This is a genomic window from Natrinema sp. 1APR25-10V2 (assembly GCF_031626495.1).
In the GTDB taxonomy this organism is placed as follows: Archaea; Halobacteriota; Halobacteria; order Halobacteriales; family Natrialbaceae; genus Natrinema.
Genome location: NZ_JAMQOJ010000002.1, coordinates 416,893 through 432,159, shown reverse-complemented (window position 1 = coordinate 432,159; position 15,267 = coordinate 416,893). Strand labels below are relative to the sequence as shown.

Sequence of the window (15,267 nt, the reverse complement as noted above, 5' to 3'; positions counted from 1 at the left end):
CTGTACGAGTCGCAGGGTTTCGAAGCGGTGCATCGCGAACGAATCGATGGATTCGGCGATCCGTTCGAGATACTTGTCTATCGAAAATCACTCGCCGGGGAGTAATGGCCGCCGGAGGGGTCACTCCTCGAGCAACCGCTTCAGTCGGTCGAGTTCCGTCAGCGCCTCGACGGGGGTGAGGTGGGCCAGATCGAGCGCGCGGAGTTCCGCGGCCACGTCGGTCGGTACGTCGCCTCCGTCTGCAGTGGCCGTCGACGCGGCGTTCTCGTCCGACGCGAGCGCCGGCCGCTCGTCCGTCTCGGCACCCGTTTCGGTCTCGTCGCTCGTCTCGAGTTCGTCGTCCGCGTCCGCGACCAGCGTCCGTGCCCGATCCACGACGGAGTCGGGGACTCCCGCGGCGGTCGCGACCTCGACCCCGTAGGAGCCCGTAGCCGCGCCGGGAGCGATCTCGTGGTGGAAGACGACCTCGCCGTCCTGCTGGTCGACCTCGAAGTGGAGCGTGAAGGCGTCCGCGAGGTCGTCGGCGAGTTCGGTCAGCGGGTGGTGGTGGGTCGCGAACAGCGTCGTCGCGCCGACCGCGTCGTGGAGGTGTTCGGTGATCGCCTGCGCGATGGCCATCCCGTCGGCCGTGGAGGTGCCGCGACCGACCTCGTCTAACAACACGAGCGAGCGCTCGTCGGCCTCCTCGAGGATGGTCGCCAGTTCGTCCATCTCGACCATGAACGTCGAGCGGCCGCCGGCGATGTCGTCGCTGGCTCCGACGCGGGTGAAGATGCGGTCGACGGGCGTGAGTCGAGCAGCGCTGGCGGGGACGAAACTACCGACCTGGGCGAGCAGAACGATCTGGGCGACCTGCCGCATGTACGTCGACTTTCCCGACATGTTCGGCCCCGTGATCACCGCCAGCCGTCGGTCGCGCGAGAAGCGCGCGTCGTTCGGGACGAACGACTCCTGAGTGCGCTCGACGACCGGATGGCGGCCGCCCTCGATCTCGAGCGTCCGCTCTCCGTCTCGCTCGAGGATCTCGGGTCGGCAGTAGTCGTACTGCGCGGCGGCCGTCGCGAGCGAAACGAGTGCGTCCAGCGTCGCGAGCGCCTCGGCGATCCCCTGGACGCGCTCGACTTCGTCGGCAATTTCGCGGCGAACCTCGCAGAAGAGTTCGTACTCCCGCTCGTCCGCGCGTTCCTCCGCGCCGACGATCTGGTCCTCGCGCTCTTTGAGTTCCGACGTGACGAACCGCTCGGAGTTTTTGAGCGTCTGTCGGCGCTGGTAGTTCTCGGGCACCGACTCGAGGTTCGGGTTCGTCACCTCGATGTAGTAACCGTGGACCGAGTTGTAGCCGACCTTCAGCGAGTCGATCCCGGTTCGCTCTCGCTCGCGCTCCTCCAGGTCGTCGATCCACTGCTTGCCGTCGCGGGCGGTCCCGCGCAGGTCGTCCAGATCCGCGTCGTACCCCTCGGCGATGATATCGCCCTCGGTGATCTCGATCGGCGGGTCCGAGACGATCGCGTCCTCGATCAGTTCGCGAACGTCCGTCAGCGGGTCGAGGCCCTCGTACAACCGCTGCAAGCGGTCGCAGTTCGCGTTCGCGAGTTCGTCGCGGACCTCGGGGACGACGGCGAGGGTATCCCGCAGCGAGCGCAGGTCCCGTGCGTTCGCCCGCTCGCGGGAGATCCGACCGATCAGCCGCTCGAGGTCGTAGACCTCCCGCAGCCGGTCGTGGAGCCGCTCGCGGGTCTGGACCGCGCTCGTGAGTTCCTCGACGGCGTCGAGTCGCGCCTCGATCCGGTCGGGTTCGAGCAGCGGCCGCCGGAGCCAGTCTCTGAGCTTGCGTCCGCCCAGCGCACTCGCGGTCTCGTCCAGGACGCCGACCAGCGTCGCGTCGTCCCGGCCGTGGACCGCGCGCGGTTCGAACAGCTCGAGGCTCCGGAGGGCCACCGCGTCCAGTAGCAGGTACTCGCGCGGGTCGTACCGCGTGAGGTGAGTGAGATACTCGAGGCGGTTATCGTCGCCCTCGGCGGGGCCGGGACCGTCACCGCTCTCGTTCGCGTCGCCGTCGTTCGTCTCGCCGCGCTCGCCCTCGTGTGCGCCGCCGCGGACGTACTCGGCGTAGAAGAGGAGCGCGCCGCACGCCCGGATTTCGACGTCGCTGGCGAGCAGGGCATCGGGGTTGCGGAAGTACGCCGAGAGCTTCTCGCCGGCCCGCCCGCGGTCGAACGCCGACTGGTTGTAGGGCGTGACCATGCAGTCCTCGGGAAAGAGGTCGGCGGGCGCGTCGGGACCGACGACGGCTTCGGCGGGATCGAACCGACCGATCTCGTCGGCGATCGACTCCCGCGAGGTCGAACTCGTCGCGAGGAAGTCGCCCGTCGAGACGTCGAGCAGGGCGAGCGCGAGGTCGTTCTCTCCGGGGCTCGATCCGGGGTCGCTGGCGATCGCCGCGACGAAGTTGTTGTCGTCGCTCGCGAGCAGTTCGTCCTCGGTGAGCGTCCCCGGAGTGATGACGCGGGTCACGGCGCGCTCGACGACACCCGACGTTTCACCGGGCTCTTCGACTTGATCGGCGACGGCGACCCGGTAGCCGGCCTCTAACAGCTCCTCGATGTACGACTCGGCGTTGTCGATCGGGATGCCGGCCATCGGATACTCGCCGGTGGAGTCCTCGCGGCTGGTCAGGGCGATCTCGAGCAGCCGCGCGGTGCGTTCGGCCGCGCCGCAGAAGGTTTCGTAGAAGTCCCCCACCTGGAAGAGGACGATCGCGTCGTCGTAGCGCGCACAGAGGTCGTGGTACTGCGCCATCATGGGCGTCAGCTCGTCGCGTTTCTCGGCCATCGCCTCGGGCGGGCCAAGCGCCGGATCCATACCCGAATTCGGCCGCCCAACGCGGAAATACCTTGCTGGATCCGGCCCCGTCGCGGAGACGACAGCATCTATCGGTGGCCCTGACTGTCACGGAACGGAAAAAGCGTATTACGCTCGATCACGCATGGCCGGACGATCAGTATGGAATCGACCTCGTCGGTCACGGTGAGCGCGTTCATAGTTCTCGTCGTGATGATGCTCCTCGGCGGCGGCTTCTCGGGTCTCGCTGCGGGGGTCTCGAGCGGGGGCCCCGCGCTGGCGGACTCGGCGGCCCGCTCGATCGACGACACCCTCAACACCACCGACGGGACGTCCGAGTCGATCCAGAACACGACCAACGAGACGACCGACGGCCTCGAGAACACGACCGACGAGCTATCCGGTTCGAACGACTCGGTGGAGACGGCCGTCAACGAGACGACCGCCGTCGTCGACGACACCGTCTCGACCACGACCGAGACCGTCGACGCGACGGTCGCAGCCGTGAACGGGACTGTCAACGGAACGGCGATCAACGCGTCAGTCGGTGCCGAGGCTGGGATCGGCGGTCGGACCACGAGTGGCGACGACGGCTCGAGCGACGCGGAAACGGCCAGTCCTTCGAACCGCGGCGACGGTAGCAGCGGGGACGAGACGGGTTCGTCGGAGACCCCGAGCCCGGCCGAGACGGCGGCCGACGCGGCGCTGGTCGGATTGCTCGGCGCGATCACGGCATCTGGCGCTGCGGCGGGTACCGCCAGCGGGTCGGGGGCGGCCGGAAGCGCGAGCACCGCGACGGCCGGTTGGCTGCGCCAGATCCGGACCGTCGGCGACCTGCAGCGGGCCGGCTCGAGCCTCCCGTGGAAGATCCTGCCGCTGTTTCGATACAGCAAGTACGACGATTCGGATCCCCTCGAGCACGACCGTCGCCGGGCCGTCTACGAGGTCATCGAGCGCGAACCCGGCTGTTACCTGTCCCGGGTCAGCGATCGGACCGACATCCCCCTCTCGACGGTTCGCCACCACGTCCGAATCCTCGAGGACGAGGACCTGGTGACCGGGCTGAAGGTCAACGGTAAGCGACGGTACTTCCTCGACGCCGCCGACGCCGAACTGCGGGCCGCCCTGGCGGAGTCGGCAAAGCGCGAAGTCCTCGAGACGCTCGCCGACCTCGGCCGCGCTCACAACGGTCGGCTCGCGGACGAACTCGAGCGTGACCCCAGCACGGTTTCTCACCACCTCTCGGCGCTCGCCGAGGACGAACTGGTCGTCCGCGAGAAGGACGGCCGCTCGGTCGTCAACGAGCTTCCGCCGCGGGTCGAAGCGGCACTGGTCGACGACCCCGTCTCGGACGCCGGCTCGCATCCAGCGCCGGCCGACGACTGATGCCGCGCTACCGGGGTCTCGTCCTGCGTTCACCGACGCCTATCGTGCTTCCCGGTCGGCTGCCGTCTCGAAGTACAGTTCCGCGTGTTTCGCACAGCCGGGGTTGAACGCGGCGTCGCAGGCCGGACACGTGTAGTCGGCCTCGAGATACTCCGGAACGGTGAGTTCGGTCCCGCAGGTGCCACAGAGGACGGACGGCTCGTCGAACCGCGCTCGAGGCCACGGGACGGCCTCGTGGCTGGCCCGTTCCTCGTGACAGCGAAAACACGGATAGTAGCGCTCACAGCAGGCGAATTTGAACGCGACGACGTCGCGGTCAGTGTGGTAGTGGGCACACCGCGTTTCCGGACCGACGTCGACGCCGTGGACGGTCTGTCCCCCGATCGATTGCACGCGCGGACCGACGGCCGGAGGATGCTTCGGTGTTGCGGTCCGGGAAGCGATAGGGCCCACGAACCGCTCGAGGGCCGGCACGTTGGGAGAACACTCTATGACGAGGGCAGGTCCGGAAGCCACGGTGCTGGATCGTCTCGAGGCTGGGTCGTCGACCGCGGCCTCGCCCATCGCCTCGAGTCGCGTTTGTCCGAAGCGCTACCGGTCGTTTACCTGTGCCTCCGGACGATCCGCGGAGCACAGAGCGCGCCGTGTTGCTAGCTGCTGAATCGGCCGCTACCGGGTTTACGAGACGTGGCGAACCGAGTAGATAATGAGAACCAATCCGACCGCGATAAATATCGTTTCCGCGGTTCGGAGGAGATAGAGCTCTCGTCCGAACGCCATAACTCCCCCTTTGACGCCGAACTCGTACAGCGCTTCCGTGACGGTTCCCAGCGTGAGAACCGCGAAACCGACGGTCACGATCAGGAGGGAGGAGAGGCCCTCGCGCTTGTACGCCTTGTAAGCGATAACGGTGAGTATCGTTCCCAGACCGAACGTAATGACGTTCGAGAGCAGGAACAGCCACGAACTCGGCGATTGGGTCATCAGAACTTCCTCATATGGATCTCGGCCGTTCGGTCCTATCCTCCCAGCGATCGCCACAGCTGACCGAACCGGTCGACCGTATCGTTTCTGAACTCGACGTCGATGCGGAATTCCCCGCGTTCGATGGTGAACTCGACGCGTCTGATCGCAGTCTTGAAACTATCGTAATTGTCCCCTTTCGGAGATATTTCGGTCTCTTCCTCGAGAAACGAGACTTCGACCAGGTCGTCCGTACGCCTGTAGACCGTCGTGAGCGAAACGTCGAGCGCCTGTTCGAGTTCGTCGGCAGTCATCGGCTCGCGGCTCGCCGCTGCGAGAATTCGTCGCGACGATTCACTGTCGATCGCCTCGATGATCTCCTGGGGATCGATATCCATTCGACTGTCCCGTGCTATTGTTTGCCACCACTTTACCTTGCGGGGCCCCGTTTGCAGGGTCTGCAAACGCCGTTCGGGTTTATCAACGGCACGTTCCAACCGGGAAACAGAGGTGAATTCAATGAAGAACGACTGGGATCGACTCGTCTGGGGAGCCGAAGCCTGTCCCGAGGAGAACGAGATCCGGATCAGCATCGAGGGCGTAATCGACGACGTCGACGACCGACTGGTGCGCAAGTTCCAGGAGAACGATATCCGCCTCGATCAGGTCAAACTCGTGCCGGTGGACGACGCGGATGCCCAACGCGTTTCCCCGTCCGAGAACGCGGACTAAGCTGACGACGGCGAGTTGACCGAAAGGCGAGCAACGGTTTCGAGCACTCACGTTCGGACGGGCACGAACGGACGGCACGTTGGCGGTGTGAAAAGAGACGTGTCGGCTGACCGGTCCCGGCCCCGTTTTCTCGAGCCGCGACGATCGCGACGGGCGCTTCGCGACGAACTCGAGATCGTCGTCGGCATGCTCCGTTGGCGAGAAGAGACGACGGACAGCGTTTCTACTCAGGCGGGCCGACCCGCGATTCGAACCTGCGCTCGAGCGTCACTCGAACTCGGCGGTGTCGCCGCGCCGGTAGCGGTCGAGCCGTCGGTAGCCGTGGACGGTGGCGTCGGTGTCGAGTTCGATCTCGTAGCGGCCGATGATGTCCTGGGTATCGGGGACGGCGCGACGCTCGACGACTTCGACGACGGCACGCCAGCCGTCGTCGGTGGGGGTGATCTCGCTGACGCCGTCGAACTCGTGGCCGATGAGTTCGCCCGCGGTCGACTGAACGGCCTTTCGGATCGCGAGGATGCCGGCGATCTCCTCCTGTTCGGTGTCGGCGTCCGCGTTCGTCTCCTCGGGGTCGGTCTTCTCCTCGGCGGTCATGTCGACCGCCTCGCGAGATTCCGATTTCCGCGTCTCGCGTTCGCGTTCGGCCGTCTCGTCCGTTCGTTCGGCCCGTTCCTCCTCTTGAGTTGCCTGACTGTCGCTCACTGTTGGATCACTCTCGTCGTGCTGGTAGCAGAAGCCGTCGTCCCGGGCTTGCCGTGAGCAGCGCTCGCCGTCCTCGGTTATGGCCTTGCACTGCTCTCGTGATTGCACGTCGGCTTCGGCCATTGGTCTGGATTCGGTTCGTTATGTGGTTCGTACGGGTCGATCGGTCGCCTCCTGTCGGTCAGATCGCTTCGGTGATCTTCGATCGCAGTTCGTCGACGTCGTCCTCGTCGTCGCCTGCGACTTTCGGCGCGAGAACGTCGGTGAAGACGTTCGATAGCGTCTCGTCGTCGAACTCGCCGTCGTCGGTGTGGCCGTCGAAGACGGTGAGGCCCTTCGCGGCCGTGATCGCCGCGCGCGTGCCGACGACGATCTCGAGTTCGTCGCGGAGCGCTCGCGTCGTCGCGACGACGGTGTCGACGGCGTCTTCCGAAAGGTCGACGTGAGCCGCGACGATCTGGCGTTCGGTCTCCTCGTCGTAGTAGTCGATGTGAACGCCGATGAAGCGGTCGAGTAGCGCGTCCTGCTGTTCGTGGACGCCGGCGTACTCCACGTCGTTGGACGTGAGAATCGCCCGAAACTCGGGGTGGACGTCGATCGTTCGGTCCTCGCCGCGCTTGCCCGGCCGCTCCAGAACGCCCTCCTCGAAGACCGAGAGCAGGACGTTGTGGGCGGCGGGATCGCTGCGCGAGAACTCGTTGTAGACGAGCGTCGCGCCTTCGCGGACGGCGACCGAGAGGGGATTGTCGACCCAGCGTTCGCGGACGATCTCCGTCTTCTTGCTGACGCCGCTGACGAACTGGTCGTTCTCCTCGTAGCGTTCGCCGCCGGCGTGGGCGCCGACGAGCGCGGCCGTATCGATCGCCTCGTCGCCGTTGAGCCAGACGACCGGCCGACCGCGCTCGGCGGCGGCCGACAGCGCGAGCGCCGTCTTACCCGACCCCGTCGGCCCGATCAGGTGGACCGGCTGGTCGGCCTCGAGCCAGCCCGTGATCCGCCCCTGGAGGGACTCGACGGCGTCCGTCTCGACGAACGGTTCGGGGACGACCGTCTCTGGATCGGAGAGTGGGCTGTCGCCGTCGCGTTCGCCGGCGTTCGACGTCTTTCGCGCAAGCTCTTTCTTCGACTTCCGACCCTCCTTCTGCTCGCGATCGGCCGTGATCTTTCGACCGCGGACCTTGCGCTTGCGCGACGTGTGGTTCGCCATAGGGGTTACTGCGTCGTCGTCGTTTCGGCCTGCGGCTCTACCTCGAGTTCCTCGAGTTCCTCGACGTCGCCCTCGGCGGTGGCCTGCTCAATTTTCGCGATCTCCTCCGCGTAGTGCAGGAAGGTGTCGACCGAGGCGACGACGACGCGAGCCTCGACCGTCAGTAGCTCGATCCCGACCACGGAGATACGCGCCCAGACGTCGATGACGACGCCCTTGTCGAGTACGCGGTCGAGTACTTCGGCGAGACTGGATGAGTTCGGTGTTCGTTGTGCCATATACAGCGAACGTAGAGGTGGAGAGCGTAACACGGCTCGCGCTGCGTTTGCAAGTCTCGACCGTCTGATCCTGTTAGCGATGCACACGCTGCTGTCCGATATGTCAACAGTAAGGCGAAATCGGAACGAGAACGGCTGCGACTGCAAGCACTACCGTAACCCGCCGTGGCGGCGTACCGTCCGTGACGATACTCCACGCCGTCACGCTGGCGTTAGAGGGTACGATTATCGATTCAATGTCACTCAACCGCCCCACGATCGGCCGATTCGACGGATTACGCACGCGCTTATCGAGCCGTGGGGTTCGGTTACGGATCCGTAACGGGCCGCAAGTAATGTCTTCAGATCCAGTACGAGGGACTCGATGAAGGTTCAGCGAGTGATCCGTAGATGAGCCATCCGTACGTATACGGCATCGTCGAGGGCGACGACGTCGAGTTCGAGACCGAAGCCGTCGCCGGCGCGGAGCGCGTCCACACGGTTTCCCATCGGCGATTCGGAGCCGTCGTCTCGGACATCGACACCACCGACCCCGAGGAGACCGACGAGGACGCCCAGATTCACGACGAGGTCCTCAGAGAGATCATGGACTACGACGGCGGCACCACTGTCGTCCCGATGCAGTTCGGGATGGCCTTCGAGGGCGAACGAGAACTCAAGAACGTCCTGCGCGGCGCACGACCGGCGTTCAGACGCGCGATGAACGATATCGAGGGGAAGATCGAACTCGGTCTCAAACTCGTGCGCGAGGAAGACGCCGACGTCGATCCCGACGAGATCGAAGACGAGGTCGCGGATCGATTCGATTCGATCGCGGATCAGTCGGTCGAAAACGGCCTGTTCAGCGACCGTCTCGTGCTCAACCGCTCGTACCTCGTCGACGAAGACGAGCGCGAGGCGTTCGACGAAGCGGTCGCCGACTTCGAAGACGACCACGAGGAACTGCTAGTCCAGTACACCGGGCCGTTCGCACCCTACAGCTTCGTCGACGTGAAAATCGGAGCCAAACAGTAACCATGTTCGTCCTCGATGACCTCCTGTTCCGGCCCTTCATGGGCATCGTCAACGCGCTCCACTCCATCGCGCTCGACGAGATGTACGACGTAGAGGCCATCCAGGACGAACTCAAGGAGAATCAGTTGCTGTACGAACTCGGCGAACGATCCGAGGCGGAGTACCGACGACGCAAGGACGAACTCGAGGCCGAACTCGAGACCGCCCGCGACGTTCACGAGCGGCTCTCGAGCGGTCGCGTAGAGGTGAAACGATAATGAGCGACAGAGTTCCGGACGACGACCGCGACGAATCGACCGACGACCACCGATCCGACGAGAGTCAGACCGACGAGAACGATCACTGGCTCTCGAGCCTGCTCTCCGCGCTGGAATCGCTCGACGACGGCACGACGTCGCGGTCGGGTCGCCGCCGCGGCGATCGGACCGTCTTCGACTACGACATCTCGATCCGAAAGGGCGACGGGCTCTCGGCGGACGATTCGCCGCTCGGTAGACGGCCGACCGACGACGAGGACCGAACCGACGACGCCGGTCGGTCGCGAAAGCGACGAATTCGGTCGTCGGGGCCCTCGAGCGATCACAACGTGACGGCTCGGAGTTACGAGGGCGAACTGCTCGTGACCGCAGATATCGCCGGTGCCGATCCGGAGGACGTGACGGTCGGCTTCGACGATTCGACGCTCGTGATCGCCGTCGAGGGGAGCGAACTCGATCGTATCGACGTTCCCTGGGACGAGACCTCGTCGGAAGCGACGATCAAAAACGGCGTGCTCACGGTCGCAGTCCGGCCGGGGGACGACGAATGAGCGACGCCGAGTCCGACGACGAGTTTGCCGCGCTGCTCGCGGACGCGACCGAGGGCCTCCAGCGGCTCGATACGGCCCTCGCCGACGCCGACGCGATCGATGACCTCGACGACGACGTCGTCGAGTCGCTGATCGGCGATATCGACGCTCTCGCGCGGGTCGCCGCGGAGGTCGGTGAACTGCTCGAAGAGATGGACCTCTCCGAACTTCCGGAGGCGGTCGAGGAAGAGGAGCTCCTCGACGCGATCGAGGTCGGCAAGCTCCCCGCCGTTTTGGCCGACGAGGACACGGACGCGACCGAGCTGGTGGCGTTCAGGGAGCTGTTCGACGCGATCGACCTGCTCGAGACCTGGAACGCCGCGGACCTGACCGGGCTCTGGGAGGAGAAGCGCGAACTTGACGACGCCCTCGATGACCTCGAGGACAGCGCCGACGCCGGCACGGTCGAAAAGGCCGTTTCGGAGATCGCGGCCAGCGACGAGCGCCTGTTCGGTGAAGATGGCGAACTGCTCGAGACAGATATGGACACGACGGAGGCCGCGACGCAAGCGCTCGGCGACATAGACGTCGCTGACGACCCCGAAGCGTATCAGGCGGCCATCCAGCAGCAGGCCATCGAAGGCATCGACGCCTTCCGCGCGGCGCTGCTCGAGACGCACGCGAAATTCGAGCGGCTGTACGAGTTCAATCGCGAGAAGATGCGCCGCCAGGACACGAGTACGAACTCGCGGAATCCGACGGCGGCGTCGACGATCTCGACCGACAGAGCCGATCTCGGCGGCGGCGCGCGCTACTCGACGGTGCCACGGGAGGTCAAGCTCTCGACGGCACCCACGCGGAAACGGATCTACGGCCGCCGCTTCGAACTCGAGCGGGAACGACGACGGAGGGAATCCAATGACTGATCCACCACTGCGGCGACCGAGCGGCTGTGAGGGACCGATAACCGACCAGCGGCCACGCTGTCACGGAGGTGACGGAGATGGTCGATGAGTTCCAGCCCAGCCGACAGAAGGCCGACCTCGCCGAAGTCGTCGAGATGCTGCTCGACAAGGGCATCGTCATCAACGCCGACATCGCCGTCTCGATCGGCGACACGCAACTGCTCGGCGTCCAGCTCCGGGCCGCGATCGCCTCCTTCGAGACCGCGGCGAAGTACGGCCTCGAGTTCCCCGAAGGGACGGACATGCAGCGGGTCGCCGAAGCGGTCGACGATCCCGAAATCGCGGAGGCAGAGCGGCCGAATCCGGTGATCGATCCGACTCGAGGCGTCAACGCCACCGCGGAATCGGATACGGATCCCGACCGGAGCGACGACGACGGCGAGCCTGCCGACGAGAGCCAACAGGCTCGCGACGACGAGGACCTGGTGAGCCAGCGCCTCGGTGCCAGACCGGACCCCGAGCGGCCGACCAGCGGCGGCTTCGACCTGCTCAGCGACGACGATTCCGACGCGGATGACAGCGAGACGGAAGCGGCCGAGTCAGACGAGGAGTCTGAGTCCGAAACCGAGGACGCCGCCCCGGAGGCGAAGACGGAATCTGAGGGGGACGAGTCGTGACGGCGATCGATGTAGGCGACGGCGAGGACGCACGCGATGGGCTGATGACGCTGATCGTCACCGTCGTCGAACTCCTGATCGAGGCGCTCGAGCGGGAGGCGGTCCGCCGCATGGAGTCGGGGAACCTCTCGGACGAGGAGATCGAACGACTCGGGAGCCAGCTCGCGACGATCGAGGCCGAGATCGAGCGGCTCAAAGACGACGAGGGGATCGAAGACGGCGTCGACGACCTCCGCGGCGATCTGGACGGGCTGGTCAACGACGCGATCGAACAGCTTCACGGCGAGCCGACCGCCGCTCGCAAACCCGGCTACTCGGTGTTCGGAGGTGAGGGCGAATGAGCGAAAACGGGTCCAGTAGTCCGACGGAACGGATGGAAGCGCTCGAGGGAGACGCGACCCCGGATCCGGCCGAGACGCCAGAGATCGACGAGGGTCGATACCTCTACTGTCTCGTGCGAGCCGACGAGGACGCCGAGTTCGAGACGAGCGGCGTCGACGGCGAACCCGTCTCGATCGTCGTCGAAGACGGAATCGGAGCCGTCGTTCACGCCTGTGACGGCATCTACGACTCGGCGAATCTCGCCCAGATCCGACGCTGGCTCGTCCGCCATCAGACGGTCGTCGACGAGGCCGGACGGGCCTTCGGCACGCCGATCCCGTTCCAGTTCGACACGATCCTCCGGGGCGACGACGACCGCGTGCGCGAATGGCTCCGCGAGGAGGAAGGCACCCTCGAGCGCGCCCTCTCTGGGCTGGCCGGCCACTGGGAGTACCGCGTCGAAGTCGTCGAGATCGATCCCATTAGCGACGAGGCGTTGATCGAGCACGACGAGCGATTGCGCGAACTCGACGAACAGATCGGCGACTCCGAGGAGGGGACGGCGTTCCTGCTCGAGAAGCGGTTCGACCAGCGGCTGACCGAACTGCGGGCGGCTCGCCGCGACTCGGTGACCGCCGACCTCGAGGAACGGCTGGCCGCCGAAGCGCGGGAAGTGCACGCGCTCGAGCGGTCACCGAGTGCGCAGCTCTCCGACGAGCTGGCCGCCGGTTCCGGCGGCGACGCGAGCGACGGTGAGACCCTCTGTCGGCTCACGCTGCTGGCCCACGAGGACGACGAGGAGGCCATCGGCTCGATCCTCGACGACGTGGCCGCGAACGACGGTCTCGAGGTCCGGTTCACGGGGCCGTGGCCGCCCTACACGTTCGCACCGGAACTGGGTGGTGGCGGCGACGGAACGTCCGCGGCGAACGACCACGCGAACCCACAGCCATGAGACCGCGAAAGGACGACGACGCGCTCGTCGACGTGCTCGACGTGTTGCTCAGAGACGGCGCGATCCTCCGGGCGGACGTGATCGTCTCCGTCGCGGAGATTCCGCTCGTGGGAATCAAGCTCACGGCGGCGATAGCGGGCATGGAGACGATGACCGAGTACGGCCTCTTCGAGGAGTGGGACGCGACTCGTCGATCGGCCGCAGTCAGCCGACGACAGTACGACGACCCCGATCCGACCACAGTTCCCGATGAGCTGACCGAACTCGGCGTCGGGAGTTCACACGAGGATGCTCGAGACCGGAATCACACGGAGGAGTAAGGAGACGGGTGCGCTGGCCACTGTTCGACGGGTCGTGCCCCTGAGAGGGGCCGGCGGTCAGGCGTACTTCGGGCGTTCGGTGGTGTGTTCGACCTCGCCGGTGACGGTCTCCTCGTCGGAGTCGTCGTCGTACATGTACTTGCCGGTCGACCCACAGAGCGTACACTCGTAGGTCTCGGAGATCTCGTTGATCATCTCCCCGTCCTCGAAGTAGACGCGGCTCTGCGTGATCTGCAGGAACTGGGCGGTCTCGCAGTTAGTGCAGGTGATCATATCGGTTTGATAGCCAGCACCGACTGTAGTTATCCGGCTTGTAACCGAAAGGGATGAGAGACTATGGAACTCTTACCCGGCGGTCGGTCGTCGGTGGACGCGTTCGTTGCTTTACCCCTCGTTCCCGCCTGTCCGAACGATGTAGGGCCCGAGTAATTCCCTTGTAATCGAGGGACGGCATCGGTTTCGTCGGCGACCGCTTGCGGTCCGTATCGACCGTCGAAAACACGTCTTTTCCGGGAGCACGAACCGAGAAATGGAATGATTATCGCCGCCGATGAGCGGGAGAGACGCTTCGCGACCGACGCTCGAGCGGCACCGACGAGACGGAGACAGTTCGCGGTCAGTCGGCCCCGAGTCACGTCTCGACCGCGATCCGATCACCCGTCCGTGCCGCCTCGTACGCCGCCTCGGTCAGCGCCGTTACTCGACGTGCGTCCTCGACCGTTGCCGGCGGATCCGTCCCGTCGGCGACGCTCTCGAGGAAGGCATCGGCCCGCGACTGCTCGCGGCGCGGATCGATATACGGCGCGTACTCCCCGGCGTCGGAATCGATCTCGACGACCTCGCGGGATCCCCACTGGGCCCCCTCGAGATAGATTGCCCCCTCGTCGTCCCACAGGTGGAGGTGTTCGCGGACCGAGGGCGCGTCGCCGTGGAAGGAGAACGTCCCAGTCGCGCCGTTTTCGAACCGAACGTCGAGGTGGGCCCGCCGGTCGATCCGCTCCGCATCGCCGTAGAAGTCCATGCTCGCTGCGACCGAGACCGGCTCGAGGCCGGTCGTCCAGAGGACGCCGTCGAGGACGTGACTGCCCGTGTCGTACAGGAACCCGCCGCCCGACAGCTCGGGATCGAGCCGCCACGTCCCCCGGGAGTCGTCGATCCAGTCCTGCGTCATCGTCGCGGTCAGCCAGGTCGGCTCCCGGTCGGCGAACCGCTCGCGGGCCGTTCGGAACGCCGTCTGCAGGTGGCGCTGGTAGCCGACCATCACGGTCCGATCGCTTCGCTCGGCCCGCGTCGCGAGGTCCCGCGCTCGCTCGAGGTCGGTCGTCAACGGCTTGTCACAGTAGACGTGACAGCCCCGCTCGAGGGCGGCGACGACCTGACCGTAGTGGAGGGTGTGCGGCGTCCCGACGAGGACCGCATCGATCGCTCTCTCCTCGAGCATCGCGCCGTAGTCGGCGTACCGCCGATCCGCGGGAACGTCGAAGTCACGACCTACCGCCTCGCGTCGATCGGCGTCGAGATCGCATATCGCGCGAACGCTCGCGTCCGGGTGGCGGTGGAAACCCCCACCGACGGTGGTGCCGATGTATCCCAGACCGACGATACCGATCCGAATCGGACGTGACGTAGCGGCGTCGCTCATGCCGTTCCGAACGGGTCCCAGCACCATCCCTCTGGAGGCGTCGCAGGCAAGCGCCGTTTCCGTCCCGACCCGCGATCGTCCGGAGCCCCTAGCGCTTTCTGCCCGCATCGACAACTGACTGTATGGCAACTGAACCCACAGTGTACGTGCTCGAGGGCTGTCCGTACTGCGAAGCCGTCACCGACCGTCTCGACGCGGAAGGGATCGACTACGAGCGCGAGGAGGTCCCGGCGCTACACTCCGGCCGCGATCAGGTCAAGCGCGTCTCGGGTCAGCGGGCGGTGCCGGTCCTCGTCGACGACGACCGCGGCGTCACGATGGCGGAGTCCGAAAACATCCTCGAGTACGTCGACAGAACGCTCGCGTGAGAGCGGCACGCGGTAGCGAAACCGGGACGAACTCCACGAGACGCGAGGGCAGCGTGCAGCGAGAGACCGTGACCCCTCGGACGTCGACCCGATCGTAGCGGGTGTCTACCCTCGTGTTATACGCCGCCTGCGGTCGGTGTGGGGCTACTACCGGCGACCAAGCGACTGC

20 protein-coding genes are annotated in these 15,267 nt (G+C 65.9%); 11 read left to right on the top strand and 9 right to left on the bottom strand.

The genetic code is table 11. The annotated features are described in order from the left end of the window. Positions 1 to 120 precede the first annotated feature (120 nt). On the bottom strand, positions 121 to 2,862 hold the full coding sequence (gene mutS, locus NDO75_RS07880) for a DNA mismatch repair protein MutS (protein WP_310905605.1): 2,742 nt from the start codon (positions 2,860 to 2,862) through the stop codon (positions 121 to 123). A gap of 141 nt (positions 2,863 to 3,003) precedes the next feature. On the opposite strand from mutS, the gene NDO75_RS07875 reads away from it, so the two are divergent. Next, positions 3,004 to 4,227 (top strand): helix-turn-helix domain-containing protein, encoded by a 1,224-nt coding sequence (locus tag NDO75_RS07875; protein ID WP_310905604.1) that lies wholly within the window; start codon positions 3,004 to 3,006, stop codon positions 4,225 to 4,227. A gap of 39 nt (positions 4,228 to 4,266) precedes the next feature. On the opposite strand, the gene NDO75_RS07870 is transcribed toward NDO75_RS07875, so the two are convergent. The 3 genes from NDO75_RS07870 to NDO75_RS07860 form a co-directional block, all read right to left on the bottom strand. After that, the gene (locus tag NDO75_RS07870) at positions 4,267 to 4,620 is read right to left on the bottom strand and encodes a CHY zinc finger protein (RefSeq protein ID WP_310905603.1); all 354 of its coding nucleotides are present in this window, start codon (positions 4,618 to 4,620) and stop codon (positions 4,267 to 4,269) included. Positions 4,621 to 4,905: 285 nt separating this feature from the next. Further along, complete coding sequence (locus NDO75_RS07865) at positions 4,906 to 5,211, bottom strand: hypothetical protein (RefSeq protein WP_310905602.1); 306 nt, start codon at positions 5,209 to 5,211, stop codon at positions 4,906 to 4,908. A 35-nt stretch (positions 5,212 to 5,246) separates the two neighbouring features. Then, the gene (locus tag NDO75_RS07860; RefSeq protein WP_310905601.1) at positions 5,247 to 5,588 is read right to left on the bottom strand and encodes a helix-turn-helix domain-containing protein; all 342 of its coding nucleotides are present in this window, start codon (positions 5,586 to 5,588) and stop codon (positions 5,247 to 5,249) included. Between the two features lie 121 nt (positions 5,589 to 5,709). Between NDO75_RS07860 and NDO75_RS07855 the strand changes: the two genes are divergently transcribed. Beyond that, positions 5,710 to 5,922, top strand: a complete 213-nt coding sequence (locus NDO75_RS07855) for a hypothetical protein (RefSeq protein ID WP_310905600.1) — start codon at positions 5,710 to 5,712, stop codon at positions 5,920 to 5,922. Positions 5,923 to 6,189: 267 nt separating this feature from the next. On the opposite strand, the gene gvpO is transcribed toward NDO75_RS07855, so the two are convergent. From gvpO to gvpA, 3 genes are read right to left on the bottom strand one after another with little or no spacing between them, the layout of a single operon-like run. Further along, complete coding sequence (gene gvpO, locus NDO75_RS07850; RefSeq protein ID WP_310905599.1) at positions 6,190 to 6,747, bottom strand: gas vesicle protein GvpO, halophile-type; 558 nt, start codon at positions 6,745 to 6,747, stop codon at positions 6,190 to 6,192. A gap of 58 nt (positions 6,748 to 6,805) precedes the next feature. Further along, positions 6,806 to 7,831, bottom strand: coding sequence for a gas vesicle protein GvpN (gvpN, locus tag NDO75_RS07845; protein WP_310905598.1), 1,026 nt, complete (start codon positions 7,829 to 7,831; stop codon positions 6,806 to 6,808). 5 nt (positions 7,832 to 7,836) lie between these two features. After that, positions 7,837 to 8,115, bottom strand: coding sequence for a gas vesicle structural protein GvpA (gvpA, locus tag NDO75_RS07840; RefSeq protein WP_310905889.1), 279 nt, complete (start codon positions 8,113 to 8,115; stop codon positions 7,837 to 7,839). A 384-nt stretch (positions 8,116 to 8,499) separates the two neighbouring features. Here gvpA and NDO75_RS07835 point away from each other — a divergent pair, with 384 nt between their 5' ends. From NDO75_RS07835 to NDO75_RS07800, 8 genes are all read left to right on the top strand, one after another. After that, the gene (locus NDO75_RS07835) at positions 8,500 to 9,123 is read left to right on the top strand and encodes a GvpL/GvpF family gas vesicle protein (protein WP_310905597.1); all 624 of its coding nucleotides are present in this window, start codon (positions 8,500 to 8,502) and stop codon (positions 9,121 to 9,123) included. A 2-nt stretch (positions 9,124 to 9,125) separates the two neighbouring features. After that, entirely contained in the window at positions 9,126 to 9,380 is a 255-nt protein-coding gene (gene gvpF / locus NDO75_RS07830) for a gas vesicle protein GvpF (protein ID WP_310905596.1), read from the top strand. Next, a complete protein-coding gene (locus NDO75_RS07825) occupies positions 9,380 to 9,931 on the top strand; it encodes an Hsp20/alpha crystallin family protein (RefSeq protein WP_310905595.1) in 552 nt (183 codons plus the stop codon). Before gvpF ends, NDO75_RS07825 begins: the two co-directional genes overlap by 1 nt. Then, entirely contained in the window at positions 9,928 to 10,836 is a 909-nt protein-coding gene (locus NDO75_RS07820; protein ID WP_310905594.1) for a hypothetical protein, read from the top strand. The genes NDO75_RS07825 and NDO75_RS07820 overlap by 4 nt, the downstream gene beginning before the upstream one ends. Before the next feature lie 77 nt (positions 10,837 to 10,913). Beyond that, positions 10,914 to 11,492, top strand: a complete 579-nt coding sequence (locus NDO75_RS07815; RefSeq protein WP_310905593.1) for a gas vesicle protein — start codon at positions 10,914 to 10,916, stop codon at positions 11,490 to 11,492. Beyond that, entirely contained in the window at positions 11,489 to 11,833 is a 345-nt protein-coding gene (locus NDO75_RS07810) for a gas vesicle protein K (RefSeq protein ID WP_310905592.1), read from the top strand. Before NDO75_RS07815 ends, NDO75_RS07810 begins: the two co-directional genes overlap by 4 nt. Further along, entirely contained in the window at positions 11,830 to 12,768 is a 939-nt protein-coding gene (gene gvpL / locus NDO75_RS07805) for a gas vesicle protein GvpL (RefSeq protein WP_310905591.1), read from the top strand. The genes NDO75_RS07810 and gvpL overlap by 4 nt, the downstream gene beginning before the upstream one ends. Beyond that, a complete protein-coding gene (locus tag NDO75_RS07800) occupies positions 12,765 to 13,088 on the top strand; it encodes a gas vesicle protein (protein ID WP_310905590.1) in 324 nt (107 codons plus the stop codon). The genes gvpL and NDO75_RS07800 overlap by 4 nt, the downstream gene beginning before the upstream one ends. 57 nt (positions 13,089 to 13,145) lie before the next feature. Here the strand turns inward: NDO75_RS07800 and NDO75_RS07795 are convergent, their stop codons facing one another. Further along, positions 13,146 to 13,361, bottom strand: coding sequence for a hypothetical protein (locus NDO75_RS07795; RefSeq protein ID WP_310905589.1), 216 nt, complete (start codon positions 13,359 to 13,361; stop codon positions 13,146 to 13,148). A gap of 358 nt (positions 13,362 to 13,719) precedes the next feature. Continuing rightward, entirely contained in the window at positions 13,720 to 14,730 is a 1,011-nt protein-coding gene (locus NDO75_RS07790; protein WP_310905588.1) for a Gfo/Idh/MocA family oxidoreductase, read from the bottom strand. A 122-nt stretch (positions 14,731 to 14,852) separates the two neighbouring features. Between NDO75_RS07790 and NDO75_RS07785 the strand changes: the two genes are divergently transcribed. Then, complete coding sequence (locus tag NDO75_RS07785; protein ID WP_310905587.1) at positions 14,853 to 15,098, top strand: glutaredoxin; 246 nt, start codon at positions 14,853 to 14,855, stop codon at positions 15,096 to 15,098. The last annotated feature ends 169 nt before the right edge of the window (positions 15,099 to 15,267 follow it).

Excerpts from the sequence above, each read along its gene's own strand:
- mutS (WP_310905605.1), bottom strand. The coding sequence starts at position 2,862 with ATGGATCCGGCGCTTGGCCCGCCCGAGGCGATGGCCGAGAAACGCGAC.
- NDO75_RS07875 (WP_310905604.1), top strand. The coding sequence starts at position 3,004 with ATGGAATCGACCTCGTCGGTCACGGTGAGCGCGTTCATAGTTCTCGTC.
- NDO75_RS07865 (WP_310905602.1), bottom strand. The coding sequence starts at position 5,211 with ATGACCCAATCGCCGAGTTCGTGGCTGTTCCTGCTCTCGAACGTCATT.
- NDO75_RS07860 (WP_310905601.1), bottom strand. The coding sequence starts at position 5,588 with ATGGATATCGATCCCCAGGAGATCATCGAGGCGATCGACAGTGAATCG.
- NDO75_RS07855 (WP_310905600.1), top strand. The coding sequence starts at position 5,710 with ATGAAGAACGACTGGGATCGACTCGTCTGGGGAGCCGAAGCCTGTCCC.
- gvpO (WP_310905599.1), bottom strand. The coding sequence starts at position 6,747 with ATGGCCGAAGCCGACGTGCAATCACGAGAGCAGTGCAAGGCCATAACC.
- gvpN (WP_310905598.1), bottom strand. The coding sequence starts at position 7,831 with ATGGCGAACCACACGTCGCGCAAGCGCAAGGTCCGCGGTCGAAAGATC.
- NDO75_RS07835 (WP_310905597.1), top strand. The coding sequence starts at position 8,500 with ATGAGCCATCCGTACGTATACGGCATCGTCGAGGGCGACGACGTCGAG.
- gvpF (WP_310905596.1), top strand. The coding sequence starts at position 9,126 with ATGTTCGTCCTCGATGACCTCCTGTTCCGGCCCTTCATGGGCATCGTC.
- NDO75_RS07825 (WP_310905595.1), top strand. The coding sequence starts at position 9,380 with ATGAGCGACAGAGTTCCGGACGACGACCGCGACGAATCGACCGACGAC.
- NDO75_RS07820 (WP_310905594.1), top strand. The coding sequence starts at position 9,928 with ATGAGCGACGCCGAGTCCGACGACGAGTTTGCCGCGCTGCTCGCGGAC.
- NDO75_RS07815 (WP_310905593.1), top strand. The coding sequence starts at position 10,914 with ATGGTCGATGAGTTCCAGCCCAGCCGACAGAAGGCCGACCTCGCCGAA.
- gvpL (WP_310905591.1), top strand. The coding sequence starts at position 11,830 with ATGAGCGAAAACGGGTCCAGTAGTCCGACGGAACGGATGGAAGCGCTC.
- NDO75_RS07800 (WP_310905590.1), top strand. The coding sequence starts at position 12,765 with ATGAGACCGCGAAAGGACGACGACGCGCTCGTCGACGTGCTCGACGTG.
- NDO75_RS07795 (WP_310905589.1), bottom strand. The coding sequence starts at position 13,361 with ATGATCACCTGCACTAACTGCGAGACCGCCCAGTTCCTGCAGATCACG.
- NDO75_RS07790 (WP_310905588.1), bottom strand. The coding sequence starts at position 14,730 with ATGAGCGACGCCGCTACGTCACGTCCGATTCGGATCGGTATCGTCGGT.
- NDO75_RS07785 (WP_310905587.1), top strand. The coding sequence starts at position 14,853 with ATGGCAACTGAACCCACAGTGTACGTGCTCGAGGGCTGTCCGTACTGC.